The organism is Georgenia sp. Z1491 (assembly GCF_057652395.1).
This window is the reverse complement of record NZ_CM172729.1, coordinates 2,942,820-2,959,341: the sequence shown is the minus strand read 5'-3', so window position 1 is coordinate 2,959,341 and position 16,522 is coordinate 2,942,820. Positions and strand designations below refer to the sequence as shown.

General features: G+C 74.2%; 10 protein-coding genes and 1 riboswitch. Of the genes, 5 read left to right on the top strand and 5 right to left on the bottom strand.

What is annotated here, in order from left to right; all coding sequences use genetic code 11:
* Positions 1-10 precede the first annotated feature (10 nt).
* From cydC to AC24HA_RS13675, 4 genes are read right to left on the bottom strand one after another with little or no spacing between them, the layout of a single operon-like run.
* Complete coding sequence (gene cydC / locus AC24HA_RS13690; RefSeq protein WP_425708404.1) at positions 11-1,936, bottom strand: thiol reductant ABC exporter subunit CydC; 1,926 nt, start codon at positions 1,934-1,936, stop codon at positions 11-13.
* Positions 1,933-3,597, bottom strand: a complete 1,665-nt coding sequence (gene cydD, locus AC24HA_RS13685; protein WP_425708403.1) for a thiol reductant ABC exporter subunit CydD — start codon at positions 3,595-3,597, stop codon at positions 1,933-1,935. Before cydD ends, cydC begins: the two co-directional genes overlap by 4 nt.
* Positions 3,594-4,751 carry a cytochrome d ubiquinol oxidase subunit II gene (gene cydB / locus AC24HA_RS13680; RefSeq protein WP_425708402.1) on the bottom strand — a complete coding sequence of 386 codons (1,158 nt, stop codon included), beginning with the start codon at positions 4,749-4,751 and terminating at the stop codon, positions 3,594-3,596. The genes cydD and cydB overlap by 4 nt, the downstream gene beginning before the upstream one ends.
* Positions 4,752-4,782: 31 nt before the next feature.
* On the bottom strand, positions 4,783-6,294 hold the full coding sequence (locus AC24HA_RS13675) for a cytochrome ubiquinol oxidase subunit I (RefSeq protein WP_425708401.1): 1,512 nt from the start codon (positions 6,292-6,294) through the stop codon (positions 4,783-4,785).
* A gap of 483 nt (positions 6,295-6,777) precedes the next feature.
* On the opposite strand from AC24HA_RS13675, the gene AC24HA_RS13670 reads away from it, so the two are divergent.
* Positions 6,778-10,743 (top strand): Rne/Rng family ribonuclease, encoded by a 3,966-nt coding sequence (locus AC24HA_RS13670; protein WP_487563521.1) that lies wholly within the window; start codon positions 6,778-6,780, stop codon positions 10,741-10,743.
* 99 nt (positions 10,744-10,842) lie between these two features.
* Here the strand turns inward: AC24HA_RS13670 and AC24HA_RS13665 are convergent, their stop codons facing one another.
* The gene (locus AC24HA_RS13665) at positions 10,843-12,225 is read right to left on the bottom strand and encodes a DUF4921 family protein (RefSeq protein WP_425708400.1); all 1,383 of its coding nucleotides are present in this window, start codon (positions 12,223-12,225) and stop codon (positions 10,843-10,845) included.
* Between the two features lie 213 nt (positions 12,226-12,438).
* On the opposite strand from AC24HA_RS13665, the gene rplU reads away from it, so the two are divergent.
* From rplU to proB, 4 genes are all read left to right on the top strand, one after another.
* A complete protein-coding gene (rplU, locus tag AC24HA_RS13660) occupies positions 12,439-12,756 on the top strand; it encodes a 50S ribosomal protein L21 (RefSeq protein WP_425708399.1) in 318 nt (105 codons plus the stop codon).
* 83 nt (positions 12,757-12,839) lie between these two features.
* The gene (rpmA, locus tag AC24HA_RS13655) at positions 12,840-13,097 is read left to right on the top strand and encodes a 50S ribosomal protein L27 (protein ID WP_425708398.1); all 258 of its coding nucleotides are present in this window, start codon (positions 12,840-12,842) and stop codon (positions 13,095-13,097) included.
* A gap of 130 nt (positions 13,098-13,227) precedes the next feature.
* Positions 13,228-14,751: a GTPase ObgE gene (obgE, locus tag AC24HA_RS13650; protein WP_425708397.1), complete on the top strand. Its 1,524-nt coding sequence runs from the start codon at positions 13,228-13,230 to the stop codon at positions 14,749-14,751.
* 89 nt (positions 14,752-14,840) lie between these two features.
* Positions 14,841-15,989, top strand: coding sequence for a glutamate 5-kinase (gene proB / locus AC24HA_RS13645; protein ID WP_425708396.1), 1,149 nt, complete (start codon positions 14,841-14,843; stop codon positions 15,987-15,989).
* Between the two features lie 216 nt (positions 15,990-16,205).
* Positions 16,206-16,317: riboswitch (SAM riboswitch) on the top strand.
* The last annotated feature ends 205 nt before the right edge of the window (positions 16,318-16,522 follow it).

The window sequence follows — 16,522 nt, the reverse complement described above, 5'->3', positions numbered from 1 at the left end:
TGTCGCCCGCTCAGGTCGTGGCGCCCGCGTGGGCCGGGCGGTCCCCACGCTCGGCCCGCCACGCGTCAGCGTACGGCGGGTGGCCGGCGATCAGCTCGGCGTGGGTGCCGCGGGCGAGCACCCGCGCGGGTGCGGCCGGCGCGCCGGCATCGTGCGCGCCGGGTTCGCGTCCGAGGACGATGACCTCGTCGGCCGCGGCGAGCGGGGCCAGCCGGTGCGTGACGAGCAGGACCCCGCGCGGACCTCCCGCGTCCGTCGCCCCGGTCCGCGGGGTCGTCAGCAGGTCGGTGACGAGCTCGTCGGCCAGCTCGGGGTCGAGATGCTCCGCCGGCTCGTCCAGCAGGACCAGCGGTGCGCGCGACGCGAGCGCGCGGGCGAGCAGGAGGCGGCGGCGTTCGCCGCCGGAGATCGTCGTCGCGTCGCTGCCGAGCCGGGTGGCGAGCCCGTCCGTTAGCCCCGCGAGCCACTCGCCGAGGCCGACCTGCGTCAGCAGTGCGGCCGCCTCGGTCGCGGTGACGTCGCCTCGGCCCACGCGCAGGTTCTCCAGCACGCTCGTGGCGAAGACGTGGGCGTCCTCGGCGGTGAGCGTGACGGTCGCGGCGCGCAGGTCCGAGGTCAGGCCGGCCGGGTCGCGCCCGTCGATCGTCACGGCGCCCGCCGTCGGCTCGAGCAGGCCGGCGAGCGTGGCGAGCACGGTGGACTTGCCGATCCCGGAGGGGCCGACGACGGCGACCGACCGGCCCGGGGTGAGGTCAAGGTCGACGCGCGCGACCGTGGGTCCGCCGGGCCAGGCCACCTCGAGGTCCTGTGCGAGCAGCCGGGGAGCGGGTGCGCTCCTCGTCGCGGTGGTGGCCGAGGGCGCGGCTGTCGGGGGAGCGCCGGTCAGCGCCGACCCACGAGCCTCCACGGTCGGCGACCCGCCCGCCGGTGCGGACGCCGTGGATGTGCCCGACACACCGGTGGGCGCCCCCGCCGCGTCCACGAGGGAGAGCACCCGCCGGGCGGCGGCCGCGCTCGTCACCCGCTGGACGGCCGCCTGGCCGAGGATCGCGGTGCCCTCGAAGCTGGCGAGCGGCGTGAGCACGACGACGCACAGCCCCACCTCGGACAGCTGCCCGGCGCCGACGGCCGGGATGCCCAGGACGAGTGCCCCGACGACCGCCACGGCCATCCCCACGAGGTCGAGCCCGGCGGCGACCGCCCGGGCGCGGCCGATCACGTCGCGCTCGCGGGCGAGGCGGTGCTCGGTGACCTCCAGCGCGGCCATGGCCGCCCCGACCCGGCCCGCGGTCTGCAGCTCGACTGCGCCGTCGACGAGCGCGCCGGCGTGCGCCGTGAGGTCGGCCCGCGCGGCGACCTGCGCGGTGGCCGCGCGCCGTGCCGCGGTGGCCGTGATCGCCGGGGAGACCACGCCCGCGAGCAGCAGCCCGGCGGCGAGGGCCGCGCCGGCTGCGGGCAGCAGGAGGCCGACGATCGCCACGGACACGAGGCCGACGCCGAGGGCGACCGCGCGGGGGACGGTGGAGCGGACGACGAGGTCGCCGATCGCGTCGACGTCCTCGCCGGCGCGGGCCAGCAGGTCGCCGCGCCGCAGCCGGGCGACGACCTCCGTGCGGCCGCCGGCGAGCGCGCGGTAGGTGCGCTCGCGGAGCGTGGCGACGCCGTCGAGGGCGACCCGGTGGGAGGCGAGGCGCTCGAGGTAGCGGAACAGGGCCTTGGAGATGCCGAACGCGCGTACCCCGACCGCCGCGACGGACAGCGTGAGCACGGGTGGGTGCTGGGAGGCCCGGGCGATGAGCCATGCCGAGACGGCGGTGAGCCCGACGCCGGCGCCGACGGCGAGCACGCCCAGGAGCACGGCCCAGGCCACCCGCCACCGCCGGACGCCGAGCATCGCGGTCGCGCGCCGCAGCACGGTCCGGTCGCTCCTGGTCATGCCCACGTCCCGACCTCCGCCGAGGCGACCTCGACCACCTGGTCGGCGACCGAGACGAGCGCGGGCCGGTGGGCGACGACCAGCACGGTGCGCCCCGCGTCCCGCAGCGCCCGCACGGCGTCGAGGACGTGGCTCTCGGCGTCGGCGTCGAGGTGGGCCGTGGGCTCGTCGAGCACCACGAGCGCGGCGCCGGTGACGAGCGCGCGCGTGAGGGCGAGCCGCTGGCGCTGCCCGACCGACAGGCCGACGCCGCCGTGGCCCACGACCGTGTCCCAGCCGTGCGGGAGTCCGGCGAGAACCTCGTCCAGGCCGGTGGCGCGGGCGGCGGCCGCGAGCGCGTCGGCCTTCGCGCCCGGGGCGACGTTCTCGGCGACCGTGCCGGGCAGGATCGTGGGGCGCTGCGGCACGTAGGCGACCTGCTCCCACCACGAGTGCCGGTCGACGTCGGCGAGGTCGGTCTCCGTGCCGTCGGCCGACCGTACGAGGGCCCGGCCGGCGTCGGGGGCGAGGACGCCGAGGGTGGTGAGGGCCGTCGTCGTCTTGCCCGACCCCGACGGGCCGACGAGCGCCGTGACCTCCCCGGGTGCGATCTCGGCGTCGAGGTGGGCGGGGGCGAGACGGTCGCGGTCGCCGGCACGCACGCCGAGGCCCCGCAGGAGCAGGGTCGCGCCCCGCAGGTCGGGGGCGGGGGCGGTGCCGGACCCGGCGGCCGGGGCGTCGAGCACGGCGAACGCCTTCTCCGCGGCGGCGACACCGTCGGACGACGCGTGGAACTGGGTGCCGACCTCGCGCAGCGGCCGGAAGACCTCGGGCGCGAGCATGATGCACACGAGCGCGCCCTCGAGGCCGACGAACCCGTAGACGAGCCGCATGCCGACGCTGACGGCGACGAGCGCCACGCAGATCGAGGTGAGGAACTCCAGCACGGCGCCGGACAGGAACGCGAGCCGCAACGTGCGCATGGTGGCGGCCGACCATGCTCGTCCGAGCTCCCGCACGCGACGCGCCGGCCCGTGCTCGCGGCCGAGCGCGGCGAGGGTGGCCAGGCCGGCCATGAGGTCCACGAGCTGGGCGCCGAGGCGGGACATCGCGGCCAGGCGGGCGTCGGCGAACTGCTGCGTGAGCCGCCCGATGAGGATCATGAACACCGGGATCAGGGGGATCGTCACGGCGAGGAGGATCGCGGAGGTGAGGTCCGCCCCGAGCACGACGGCGAGCGTGGCGGGCGTGACCGTCGCGGCCAGCAGCAGCTGGGGCAGGTAGCGCACGAGGTAGGGCTCGAGGTCGTCCAGGCCCCGCACGGCGAGCGTGACGGTCTCGGCGCCGTGCTCCGCCCGCCAGCGGGGCCCGAGCGCGAGCGCGCGGGTGAGCACGCTCGCGCGCAGCTCCGCGACGACGTCGGTGGCCGCCCGGTGCGCGACTGACTCCTGGGCGCCGTGCACGAGCGCGCGGGCGACCAGGACGACGCCGAGCCAGATCAACGGCGTGCGGACGTCGGTGAGGGTGGCGCCGCCCTCGATCGCCGCGGCGAGGATGCGCGCGAGGAGGAGGACCTGCGCGATCACCAGCGCCGCCGTCGTGGCCCCGGCCAGGGCGACGACGACGACGTAGCGCCGCGCCGCACGGGCGTGCGCGAGGAGGCGGGGGTCGAGCGGCTTCACGCTGTCGGCGCAGCGTCGTCGTCGGACCCGGCGTCGGACCCGTCGTCGGACCCGGCGTCGCCCCTGTCCGACCTGGCGGCGACCCGGACCGGGACGGTGACCCGCCGGTCGAGGCCGGCGGGCGTGTCGGGCAGGACGTCGGCGTTGATCCGGCGGCGGAAGACCCAGTACGACCACGCCTGGTAGGCGAGGACCAGGGGGACGAAGACGAGCGCGACGATGCTCATGACGACGAGCGTCGGCCCGGTGGCCGCGGCCTCGCGGAAGGTCAGCGAGTACGCGGGGTCGACCGAGGAGCGCATGACGTCGGGCGCCATGGCACCGAAGATCAGCACGACGGCGGCGACGATCGTCACGGCGGAGCAGACGAACGACCGCCCCTCCTGCTCGCGGTGCGCGAAGAACGCGGCGCCGACCAGGCCGACCGCGGCGACGACCAGCGGTGCCCACGTCCACACGTGGGCGGAGTGGGCGAGCTGGGCCCACAGCCCCCAGGCGGCGCCGACCACGAGGGCGATCAGCGAGAGCGGCTTGGCGGCGGCGACGGCCTGGTCGTGCACGGTTCCGGCCGTCTTCCAGGCGAGGAACACCATGCCGTGGGCGAGGAACAGCACCGCTGTGAGCAGGCCGCCGAGGAGGGTGAACGGGGTGAGGAGCGAGAGCAGGCCACCGGTGAGCTGGGCGTTGCCGGCGTCGTCCCGGACGATCTCCATGCCCTGGACGAGGTTGGCGAACGCGACCCCCCACAGGACGGCGGGCACCCAGGCGGAGATCGTGTGGAGGAGGTCCCAGCGCCGGCGCCAGGCGGGGTCGGTGACCTTGCCGCGCCACTCGATGGCGCAGATCCGCACGATGAGCGCGACGAGGATGACCAGCAGCGGCAGGTACATGCCCGAGAACATCGTGGCGTACCACTCGGGGAACGCCGCGAACATGGCTCCGCCCGCGGTGATCAGCCACACCTCGTTGCCGTCCCAGTGCGGGCCGATCGCGGACAGCATGGTGCGCCGCTCCTTGTCGCGGCGCTGCGCGTCGCCGCGGGGCAGGATCGTCAGCAGCATGCCGACGCCGAAGTCGAATCCCTCAAGCACGAGGTAGCCGGTCCACAGGACCGCGATGAGGACGAACCAGACGAGGGGAAGCGCCTCGGTCATGTCGATCGGTCTCCTTGTCGGGTCGGGCGGTTCAGTAGGCGAAGGACAGCGGCTGGTCGTCGTCGGCGGGGTCCGGCTCGGGCGCGGGGGCGGGGTCGATCCCCTCGCGGACGTACCGGCGCACGAGCCAGAACCAGACGACGCCGAGCGCCGCGTACAGCAGGGTGAACGTCACCAGCGAGGTGAGGACCGTCGTCGAGGTGACGACCGTGGACACGCCGTCCGCCGTGCGCAGCCAGACCTGGTCGACCGGGTTGTCCGGGTTCGGGTGGACGACCCACGGCTGTCGGCCCATCTCGGTGAAGATCCAGCCGAACGAGGAGGCGAGGAACGGCATGGGCAGCGAGACCAGGCACAGGCGGGAGAACCAGCGCGAGCCGGTCACCCGTCCTCCGCGCAGCGCCCACAGACCCCACACCGCCAGGGCGGCGGAGAACACGCCGAGCCCGATCATCAGGCGGAAGCTCCAGTACGTGACGACGAGGTTGGGGCGGTAGTCGACCCCCTCCCCGTAGAGCTCCTCGTACTCGGCCTGGACGTCGTTGACGCCCGGCAGGTAGCTCTCCTCGCCGGCGAAGCTGTTGGTTCCCATGAACGAGGTGACGCCGGGCAGCTCGAAGAGGTGGATGGCGTTCTCGCAGTCGTTCGACAGGTCGCCGATCGCGAGGATGGACAGGGGGACGGACTCGCCGCCGTCGCAGACGGCCTCGGCGGAGGCCATCTTCATGGGCTGTTGCTCGTACATGAGCTGGCCCTGGTGGTGGCCCGTGAGGATCACGGCGACGCCGGAGATCACCACCGTGATCAGGCCGACCATCGCGCCCGGTCGCCACACGTGCCGCGCCTCGGCCTCGGCCTGGTCGCCCTCGTGGGCGAGGCCGGAGGCGGGGGAGCCCGCGCCGCGGACGGTGCGCACGATCCACCAGCCGCACACGCCGGCCACGAGCGTGCCCGCCACGAGGAAGGCGGCCGCGACGGCGTGGCCGAACGCGGCGATCGCCGTGTTGTTCGTGATGACCTCGAGAAAGCCGCCGATGCCGTCGAGCTCGGCGCGGCCCGTCTCGGCGTTGTAGACGGCCCCGACGGGGTGCTGCATCCACGAGTTCGCCGCGATGATCCAGTACGCCGACAGGTTGACGCCGATCGCCACCATCCAGATGCACGCCAGGTGCAGGCCCTTGGACAGGCGTTCCTTGCCGAAGAGCCACAGGCCGAGGAACGTCGACTCAAGGAAGAAGGCGGCCAGCGCCTCGATGGCGAGCGGGGCGCCGAAGATGTCGCCGACGAACCGCGAGTACTCCGACCAGTTCATGCCGAACTGGAACTCCTGGACGATGCCGGTGGCCACGCCGAGCGCGAAGTTGATGAGCAGGATTTTGCCGAAGAAGTTCGTCAGCTTGAGCCAGTGATCCTTGCCGGTGCACCACCAGAACGTCTGCATGAGCGCGACGAGCGGGGCCAGGCCGATCGTCAGCGGGACGAGGATGAAGTGGTAGACGGTCGTGATGCCGAACTGCCACCGGGCGAGCTCGAGGGCTTCCACTTGGCTGTCCTTCCGGGCAGGGCTGTCGCACGGGTGAGCGCGGCTGCCGCCACGGTAGGAAGCGACACCGCGTCAGTGCCGGGACCAAGGTCCTGCGAGGTGACGCGACGTCGCGATCTGTGGGCGGGGGCGGGCGGTGCGCTGGGATGCGGGACGTGGGCGAGGTTGCAGGGTCCGGACGGCCTCCGTGTGGGATACTCGCCGGGACCCTGCCGCGGGGCCGTTCCCCCGCGCGGGGTCCGACGACGAGTTCCACGTCGGTGAGCAGGACCGGTTCGCGCCGCCTCAGAGCGCCGCCGCGACCGTACTGCGCAGCCGACAGGCCGCCGGGCGCCACCGTCCGCGCGGGTGAGGGGCGCGCCGTCGGTGCGCCGGCCGTTCTCCGGTAGGTGCGCGACCCAGGACTTCCGTCCGCGCACGCCGCGGACGAACCGAAGGCCCGCGAGCCGAGGGACGGCCGGCGCGTCGGGCGGAAGGAACTGCATGACCGAGAGCTCCGAGCCCACGGCAGAAGCAGCAGAGCAGACCCCGGAGGTCCCTGCGACCACGACCCCGCGTAGGCGCTCGTCCCGCCGGGCCACCACGGCCGCGGCAGCCCCGGAGGCGACCGCGACCGAGGACGCCGGCACTGCTGCGGAGGGCACTGCCGCGGAGGGCGCGGTGGTCGCCGACGCCCCCACGACCACGGATGCCGCCTCGTCCGTCGACGGCACCGCGTCTGCCGATGCCGCCACGTCCACCGACGACGTGGCCGCCGCACCCAAGACCACGCGCACCCGTGCGCCCCGCACCCGCGCCACCTCCACGCGAGCGACCGGCACCAGGTCGACCACGGCCCGCACCTCCCGGACGCGCAAGGCCGCGCCCGCCACCGACGCCGCGGGCCCGGCCACCGCCGACGCTGCGGACCTGGCCGCCGACGCTCCCGGCGAGGCTGCCACCCCCGCGGCCACGGGCCCGTCCGCCTCCGCCGACGAGCCGGCCGTCACGGGCTCCGCCGCGGGCTCGAAGGACGCCGCGCCCACCGACGCCGCGCCCACCGACGCCGCGACCACCGACGACCCGGACGGCGGGCCCGTCGCGGAGACCACCGACCTCACGGCCGACCTCGAGGCGCTCAGCGCGTCCCGTTCCGACGCACCGAGCGACTCCGGAGCGTCCGGTCGCGGCTCGAGCACGACCCGCGGCTCCGGGCGTGGTTCCACCTCCGGTACGCGCCGTGCGACGACGCGCCGACGTGCCGCTACCAGCGCCCCCACCACTCCGGAGCCCACCGAGGCACCCGCGTCCGCCACCACCGCTCCGGCGTCCACCGCGCCCGACGCCGTCGCGGCCGAGGCCGCACCGGCACAGACAGGTTCGGCCGACCTCGCGGACGCCGCCAAGGAGAGCTCCGCCTCGGCGCGCAAGCCCCGTCGGAGCCGCCGCGCGACCGCCCCGACCCGCGAGCCCGACCAGAACCTCGACGTCCTCGCCGAGCTCGGCGTCGCCGGCGACGAGCCCGCGGCCACGACCGGCGGGCCCGGCGAGGGCGCTCCCGAGGCCGAGCGCCCGGGCATCTCCGAGCAGGACGACGAGCGCACGGACGCCGGCCAGAACGACGACGCCGACCAGAACGACGCTGCCGGTCGCACGGACGAGCGCCGGCAGGCGGACGGCACCGCGGACGACGCGACGGACGAGAGCGCAGAGGCCGACGAGGACGAGGACGACGCGACGGACGCCGAGCCCGGCGAGCCTCGCCTGCCCGCGGCGGCGCTCCTCTTCCAGGCACCGGACCCGGCTCGCGCGCGGCCCCGGCGTCGCGCCGTCGCTCCCGCCGGCACGCCCGAGGTCCGCTTCGGCGGACCGGACACCGGTGACGACTCCCAGGCCGACCACGACCAGGCCGACGACGATGTCGCGGATCAGGCGGACGACGACGAGTCCGACTCGTCGACGGGCTCGGGCGGGCGCGGCGGCTCGGGCCGGCGCGGCTCGGGACGACGCTCGGGCAGCCGCCACGGCGGCGCTCAGGCGCAGGACGACTCCTCCCGGGACCGCGCGGACGACAACGGTTCCGAACCGGGCGACGGCAACGACTCCGACGACTCGGACGACTCGGACGACTCCTCCGACGACGGGCAGAACGGCGAGGGTGGCGGCAACCGACGCCGACGCCGGCGGGGCGGCCGCGGCCGACGCAACCGGTCCGGCTCGCGGGGCTCCGGCGACGGCTCGAACGACTCGGCCGACGACGGCTCGGACGACTCCGCCGGTGGTGACTCGTCCGGGTCCCGCCGGGGCGGCCGCGGCAGCCGGGACGACGCCGACGGCGACGACACCAACGGTGACGTCACCTCCGGCGACGACGCGAACGGCAACGGCTCCAACGGCGACGACGGGCACGACGACGAGCACCAGGACGGCTCGAGCTCGCGCCGCAGGCGTCGTCGGCGCCGCTCCGGCGGTCAGGGCGACGACGACGGGGGTGCGGCGCGCGCCCGCAACGAGGTCACCGCGCTCAAGGGCTCGACGCGGCTCGAGGCCAAGCGCCAGCGCCGCCGCGAGGGACGCGACGCCGGACGGCGTCGCACGACGATCTCCGAGTCGGAGTTCCTCGCCCGCCGCGAGTCCGTCGAGCGCACCATGCTCGTGCGCGAGCAGGACGGCCTCAACCAGATCGCGGTGCTCGAGGACGGCGTTCTCGTCGAGCACTACGTCGCCCGCCACACGCAGACCTCGATGGTCGGCAACGTCTACCTCGGCCGCGTGCAGAACGTCCTGCCCTCGATGGAGGCCGCCTTCATCGACGTCGGGAAGGGCCGTAACGCCGTCCTCTACGCCGGTGAGGTCAACTGGGAGGCCGCCGGGATGGAGGGCCAGCCCCGGCGCATCGAGCAGGCACTGAAGTCCGGCGACCACGTGCTCGTGCAGGTCACCAAGGACCCGATCGGCCACAAGGGCGCCCGCCTGACGTCGCAGATCACGCTCGCGGGCAGGCACCTCGTGCTCGTCCCGTCGGGCGCCATGACCGGCATCTCCCGCAAGCTCCCCGAGGGTGAGCGGAACCGGCTGAAGAAGGCGCTCAAGGAGATCGTTCCCGCCGGCGCCGGCGTCATCGTGCGCACCGCCGCGGAGGGCGCGACCGAGGAGCAGCTGCGCAGCGACGTCGAGCGACTGACGAAGATCTGGGACGACATCACGAAGAAGTCCTCCGGCAACGCCAAGGCGCCCGCGCTGCTCAAGGGCGAGCCCGAGCTCGCGCTGCGCGTGGTCCGGGACGTCTTCAACGAGGACTTCAGCAAGCTCGCCGTCTCCGGCGACACCGCATGGCGGACCATCAGCGAGTACGTGGGCGACATGTCCCCGGACCTCGCCGAGCGGCTGCACCACTGGACCGACGAGAAGGACCTGTTCGCCGAGCACCGCGTGGACGAGCAGCTCGCCAAGGGCATGGACCGCAAGGTCTGGCTGCCGTCGGGCGGCTCGCTCGTCATCGACCGCACCGAGGCGATGACGGTCGTCGACGTCAACACCGGCAAGTTCACCGGCTCGGGCGGCACGCTCGAGGAGACGGTCACCAAGAACAACCTCGAGGCCGCGGAGGAGATCGTCCGCCAGCTCCGGCTGCGGGACATCGGCGGCATCATCGTCATCGACTTCATCGACATGGTGCTGCCCGCCAACCGGGACCTCGTCGTGCGCCGCCTGCTCGAGTGCCTCGGGCGCGACCGCACGCGCCACCAGGTGGCCGAGGTGACGAGCCTCGGACTCGTCCAGATGACGCGCAAGCGCGTCGGCCAGGGCCTCGTCGAGGCCTTCTCGACGCCGTGCGAGCACTGCCACGGACGCGGGTTCGTCGTCCACGACCATCCGATCGAGCGCGGAGACGCCGCCGAGGCGCAGATCGCCGACTCCTCCGACCAGGGCGGCAGGCGACGTCGTGGGCGCGGCGGTTCCGGCCGCGGCTCGGGCGGCGGCTCCGGCAACGGGGGCGGCAACGGCGGGTCCGGCGGCAAGGGATCGGGCTCCAACGGCTCCGGCAAGGGACAGGGTGAGAGCTCCGAGGAGTCGAAGCCCGAGCCCGATCGCGAGGCGGTCCGGCTCACGCTCGCGCAGATCGCCGCCGCGGCGGCCCACGCGCATGAACGCGAGGGTTCGGCGTCGTCGGCACCGGAGGCGGACGGCGGCGCGTCGGACGACGCGGCCTCGAAGGGACGAACCGAGGCGGACGGCGAGTCGCCGATCGGCGAGGCGTCGGAGAGCGCGACGTCGACGAGCAGCCAGGAGGACGCCGCGTCCTCGTCGGCCGACGACGGTACCGGCTCGCCGGAGCATGCTGCAGCGGTCGCCGAGCCGGCCGAGGACCCGAGCGACGCACCGGCCACCACGCCGGCACCGCGGCGTCGTCGGGGCTCGCGCCGCGCGACGAGCGCACCGGTGAGCGATCCCGCGACGTCGGAGTAGCCGCCGGCGTCGACGAGTGAGGGGGCGGTGGTCGCGAACTCGCGACTGCCGCCCTCGCTCGTGGGCCACGACCCGCACGCTCGACGAGCTCGGGCGGAGTCAGCGGACGAGCGGGTGGTAGCGCAGGGGATTGGGCCGGCACTCGGCCTCGGTCGCGATGCGCATGTCCGCGGCGATCCTCCCGTCGTCGCGCAGGGTGTAGAGCCGATCGACGATCCGGTCGCGCAGCGTCCACGGGTCGATGGTGTTGAGGTAGATCTTCGTGCCGCCCTCGAACCCCGCGAGGGTCGAGACGCGCCACTTGAGCATGATCCGCCACGGCATCGGCTGGTCGACGTCGGCGGGCTGGTGGTGCCACTCCTCGTTGGAGGGCACGAGCGTGCCGGTCGCCGCGTGGGCGGCGTGCACGAGGTCGGAGACCGCGCGGAGCTCCTCGTCGGAGTGCTCCCAGGGCGCGGTGCGTGCCGAACGGGAGTAGATCTCGACGGTGGGGTAGCGGTGGCCGAACCCGGCGAACGCGATCGCGTGGTCGTTCTCCGCCACCACCAGGTTCTGGTACTGGGCGTAGTTGACGGCCGCCTCGTTGAAGAGGTTGGGGTTGGCGCGCAGCCGCTGGAGCTCGAGCTCGGCCTGGGTGCCCCGCTCGTCGATGGCCACGAGCTGCTTGTGGAGGTGGTCGAACGATGCGCCCGCGGGCTTCAGCCAGTTCTGGAACACCGCGACGTAGCGGGCATACCGGTTGGCCTCGTAGAGCGAGTGCAGGGCGTCGACCGTGAACGCCGTGTACCGGTGGTGCTCGTCGGGGGTGAGAGTTCCCGAGGAGGCCAGGTCGGCGTCTGTCGTCGCGTCGTCGGTGAAGTGGCGCCTCGCGACGACGACGTCGTGCCCGCCCCCGAAGAACGCCGTGGCGTGCCTGAGGCGCTCGGCGGCGTCCATCGACTGCCAGGTCGTCGTCGTGTCCCCGGCGGCCCGGAGGCGCTGGCCGACCACCCGGGCGACGTGCTCCTCGCCGTCGGGCGTCGCGAGGTACGCCTCTCGACGACGCGCCACGTCCTCGGGCACCTCGTATCCGTAGTTCTGGTGCCAGTAGTCGAAGGAGAGGATCTCGAACAGGTTGGGGATGCGGCGCAGCTCCGCGACGGTGTCGAACATCCGTGCCGCCGGGAGGCCGCGGAGGAGCTCCCAGTCGTCAGGGTTGCCGCCCTTGTTTCTCCTGGCGCCCGCGGCGCCCGGCCCCGCTCGACGCACGAGCCGGGCCTTCTCGGGCGGCGTCTCGTCGTAGCGCAGGTGGCAGAACGCGCAGTGCCGACCGTGCAGGTCCGGGTCCAGCGCGACCGGCTCGGTGGCCGGCTGCCCGACCGGCCGGTGCGCACGTCCTGGGACGGTCCAGACCTCGGTGCCCGTGAACGGGGAGACCTGCTTGATCGTCCCGTCGGTCATCCTGGTCAGCGGTGCCGCGCCGGGTGCGTAGGGCTGGGGCATCCCTCCACGGTAGTGCGGCGGGCAGGCGCCTGTGCGGGATCACACAGGCGGTACGGGCCGTCGCCGCACGTCTCAGCCTTGCCGCCGGGCGGGGCGGTGCGTAACCTGGGGCGTCGGCGCGCGCTGCGCCGATCGAGAAGAACCCCCGAGGCCGACAGGCCGAGGCGCGCCCGCCACCGGTGGGCGGCAGGTTCCCCCAGCAGCGATACAGAGATGAGCAGCAACGTGGTCTACGCGATCGTCAAGGCCGGCGGCCGGCAGGAGAAGGTGTCCGTCGGCGACATCGTCGTCGTCAACAAGATGGCCGGTGCGCCCGGCGACACCGTCGAGCTGACCCCGATCCTGCTCGTCGACGGCGAGAAGGTCACCACCTCCGCCGACGGCATCTCCGCCAAGGTCACCGCCGAGATCGTCCGTGCCGAGAAGGGCAAGAAGGTCACGATCCTGCGGTACAAGAACAAGACGGGCTACAGCCGTCGCCAGGGCCACCGCCAGTCGCTCACGCGGCTCAAGGTCACCGGCATCAGCTGACCCAGCGACCGGCCCCGGCCGGTCACCCCACCACGACGCACGCGCGCGAGCGCACCACCTCTACCGAAGAGAGAGCAGACGAGATGGCAACGAAGAAGGGCGCCAGTTCCTCGAAGAACGGCCGCGACTCCACCGCGCAGCGACTGGGCGTCAAGCGCTTCGGCGGTCAGGTCGTCAAGGCCGGCGAGATCCTCGTCCGCCAGCGCGGCACCCGCCTCCACCCGGGTCTCGGCGTCGGCCGTGGCAAGGACGACACGCTGTTCGCCCTCGAGGCCGGCACCGTGCAGTTCGGCCGTCGTCGCGACCGCAGCGTCGTCAACATCGTGCCCGTGGAGGCCTGAGCACCACCCATCCACGTCGACGAGGGGCGGACGGCATGATGCCGTCCGCCCCTCGTCGTACCCGGCCCGCCCGGCCGACCGCACGTCGTCCCTCGTTCCTCGCCCGCTCCCGTCCCATCCGGAGGACCCCATGGCCAGCTTCGTCGACCGGGTCGTCCTGCATGCCGCCGGCGGCAACGGCGGGCACGGCGTCGCCTCGATCCGCCGCGAGAAGTTCAAGCCCCTGGCCGGGCCCGACGGCGCGAACGGCGGCAACGGCGGGGACGTGGTCCTCGTCGTCGACCCCCAGATCCACACGCTGCTCGACTACCACCACTCGCCGCACCGGCGCGCGCCCAGCGGCGGCCAGGGCGCGGGCGACATGCGCCAGGGCGCGAACGGCGCGGACATGATCCTCGGCGTCCCCGACGGCACGGTCGTGAAGTCCGCCGACGGCGAGGTCATCGCTGACCTCGTCGGCGCCGGCACGTCGGTCGTCATCGCCGCCGGCGGCCGCGGTGGACTCGGCAACGCCGCGCTGGCCTCCCCGCGCCGCAAGGCGCCCGGCTTCGCCCTCCTGGGCGAGGAGGGGGAGGAGCGCGACGTCGTCCTCGAGGTCAAGTCCGTCGCCGACGTCGCGCTCGTCGGGTTCCCCTCCGCCGGCAAGTCCTCCCTCATCGCGACCGTCAGCGCCGCGCGGCCCAAGATCGCGGACTACCCGTTCACCACGCTCATCCCCAACCTGGGGGTCGTCATGGCCGGGGAGGAGCGCTTCACCGTGGCCGACGTCCCCGGCCTCATCCCGGGCGCGTCCTCGGGCAAGGGGCTGGGGCTGGAGTTCCTCCGCCACGTCGAGCGGTGCGCGGTGCTCGTCCACGTCCTCGACTGCGCCACCCTCGAGCCCGGCCGCGACCCCATCTCCGACCTCGACACGATCGAGTCCGAGCTCGCCGCCTACTCCGCCGACCTCGACATCGCCGGCTCGGGCGTGCCGCTCATGGAGCGGCCCCGCGTGGTGGTGCTCAACAAGATCGACGTGCCCGAGGCGCGCGAGCTCGCCGAGTTCGTCCGCCCCGACCTCGAGGCGCGCGGCCTCAAGGTCTTCGCCGTGTCCACGGCCACGCACGAGGGCCTGCGCCCGCTGACGTTCGCCCTGTCGGAGATCGTGGCCCGGGCGCGCGCCGAGGCGGGTCCGGCGGTCGCGCCGCGCGTGGTGCTGCGGCCCACCGCGGTCGACGACGCCGGCTTCACCGTCACGCGCAAGGGCAGTGCCGACGAGCCGTTCTTCCAGGTGCGGGGCAGGCGCCCCGAGCGCTGGGTCAAGCAGACCGACTTCGGCAACGACGAGGCCGTCGGCTATCTCGCTGACCGTCTCGCGCGGCTCGGCGTCGAGACCGAGCTGATGAGGGCCGGTGCCGTGCCCGGGGACACGGTCGTCATCGGCCCCGCCGACGGCGGCGTCCTGTTCGACTGGGAGCCGACGATGACCACCGGCGCCGAGCACCTCGGACCGCGCGGCACCGACCTCCGGGTCGAGGACGAGCGACGCCGCCCCACCCGCGCCGAGAAGCGCCGCGAGTTCCACGAGTCGATGGACGCCAAGACCGCCGCGCGCGAGGAACTGTGGACCGAGCGCAGGGCCGGCCACTGGGCCGACCCCTCCGACCACGAGTGAGCGCGGTTCTGCCTCGCGAGTGAGCGCATATCGGTCCGGGCGGCTGGACGCGCGCCGGGAGCCCCCGGCCCCCGCGGCACAATGTCCCGGTGAGCTTCCCGACCGTCCACCGACCCCTCGCGAACCGTGCGCTCCTCGCGCGGGCGGGGTGCGTCGTCGTGAAGATCGGATCGTCCTCCCTCACCAGGAGCGACGGCGCGCTCGACCTCGAGCGCATCGGCCAGCTCTCCACCCTGCTGGCCACGCGCGTCGCGCAGGGCCGGCAGGTGGTGCTCGTCAGCTCGGGCGCCATCGCCGCCGGCATCGCGCCGCTCGGGCTCAGCGCCAGGCCGAAGGACCTCGCCACGCAGCAGGCCGCCGCCTCCGTCGGTCAGGGCATGATCCTCGCCCGCTACACGGAGGCGTTCGCGCGGCACGGGCGGCGGGTCGGTCAGGTCCTGCTCACCGCCGAGGATCTCGTGCGCCGCCAGAGCAACGTCAACGCCGCGCGTGCCCTCGACCGGCTCCTCACCCTCGGCGTCACGCCGATCGTCAACGAGAACGACGCCGTGGCCACCGACGAGATCCGCTTCGGCGACAACGACCGGCTGGCCGCACTGGTGGCCCACCTCGTGCGGGCCGACGCGCTCGTGCTGCTCACCGACGTCGACGGTCTCTACGACGGCCACCCCGCCTCGCCCACCTCCTCCCTGATCCCCGTGGTGTCCGGGCCCGAGGACCTGGCCGGCGTCCAGGTCACGGCCCGCGGCTCGGCCGTCGGCACCGGGGGCATGGTGACGAAGCTCGAGGCGGCCGCGATCGCCACCGGCTCGGGCATCCCGGTCGTCCTCACCGACGCCGACCACGCCGCCGACGCCCTCGCCGGCCGGCCCGTCGGCACCTGGTTCTCGGCACGTGGACGCCGGATGTCGGCCCGGCGCCTCTGGCTCGCGCACGCGGCCCGCCCGCGCGGCAGCGTCGTCGTCGACGCCGGGGCCGCCGCCGCCGTGGGGGAGCGCCAGCGCTCGCTGCTGATCCCCGGCATCACCGAGGTGGTCGGCGACTTCGAGGCCGGGGACGTCGTCGAGATCCTCGGTCCGGACGGGCTCGTGGCCCGGGGCGTCACCGGGTACGACGCCCGCGAGCTCGCTGCGCTCGTGGCCGCGCCGGCCGAGGAGCGGGCGAAGCTGCGGCCCGCCGTGCACCGCGACGACCTCGCCGTCATGCGGGACGTGGGCGGGCGCGCGCAGGGCCGCTGAGGCGGCTCCTCCGCCGCCATGGGCCGCGTCCTGGCAACGAGTGCGGGGACAGGTGGACGAGGTCGGGGATCTAGTCCCCGCACTCATGGTCTTTCCCCCGCACTCGTCGCGGTGGGCGTCGCCTGTCCCTTCACCACAACCGCCCGACGTCCGACAGGTGAGACGTGACCGCTCCCTCGTTGACGGACGCCCGTTGCGGTGCCTACGGTCCATCCAGGTCTTGAGAACCAGTGCGAAGCCCCGGCTCGCTGGTCGGCAACCCCCCTCGTGTGGCGGGGGTGCTCCGGGTGATGACCTGGCTCCACGTCCGTGGAGCAACGCCCGGCGCAGCAGGCGCCCTTGCACGAAGGATCCGGACATGATGCAGCAGGTGAGCACCCACCGATCCAGCTCCACCCTCCTCCCGGCGATGATGTGCATGCGCCCGGGCTGTCGGCGAATGTCGGCCTGACAGCCCGGAGACACCAGCGACGCCGCGCTCCCGCGCCGCGTCACACCGGTCGAGGTGCGGCCTCCCGGGACGAGTGACACGT

Coding starts and splice junctions, on each gene's coding strand:
- cydC (WP_425708404.1), bottom strand. CDS start 1,936: ATGACCAGGAGCGACCGGACCGTGCTGCGGCGCGCGACCGCGATGCTC.
- AC24HA_RS13670 (WP_487563521.1), top strand. CDS start 6,778: ATGACCGAGAGCTCCGAGCCCACGGCAGAAGCAGCAGAGCAGACCCCG.
- AC24HA_RS13665 (WP_425708400.1), bottom strand. CDS start 12,225: ATGCCCCAGCCCTACGCACCCGGCGCGGCACCGCTGACCAGGATGACC.
- cydB (WP_425708402.1), bottom strand. CDS start 4,751: ATGACCGAGGCGCTTCCCCTCGTCTGGTTCGTCCTCATCGCGGTCCTG.
- obgE (WP_425708397.1), top strand. CDS start 13,228: ATGGCCAGCTTCGTCGACCGGGTCGTCCTGCATGCCGCCGGCGGCAAC.
- rpmA (WP_425708398.1), top strand. CDS start 12,840: ATGGCAACGAAGAAGGGCGCCAGTTCCTCGAAGAACGGCCGCGACTCC.
- rplU (WP_425708399.1), top strand. CDS start 12,439: ATGAGCAGCAACGTGGTCTACGCGATCGTCAAGGCCGGCGGCCGGCAG.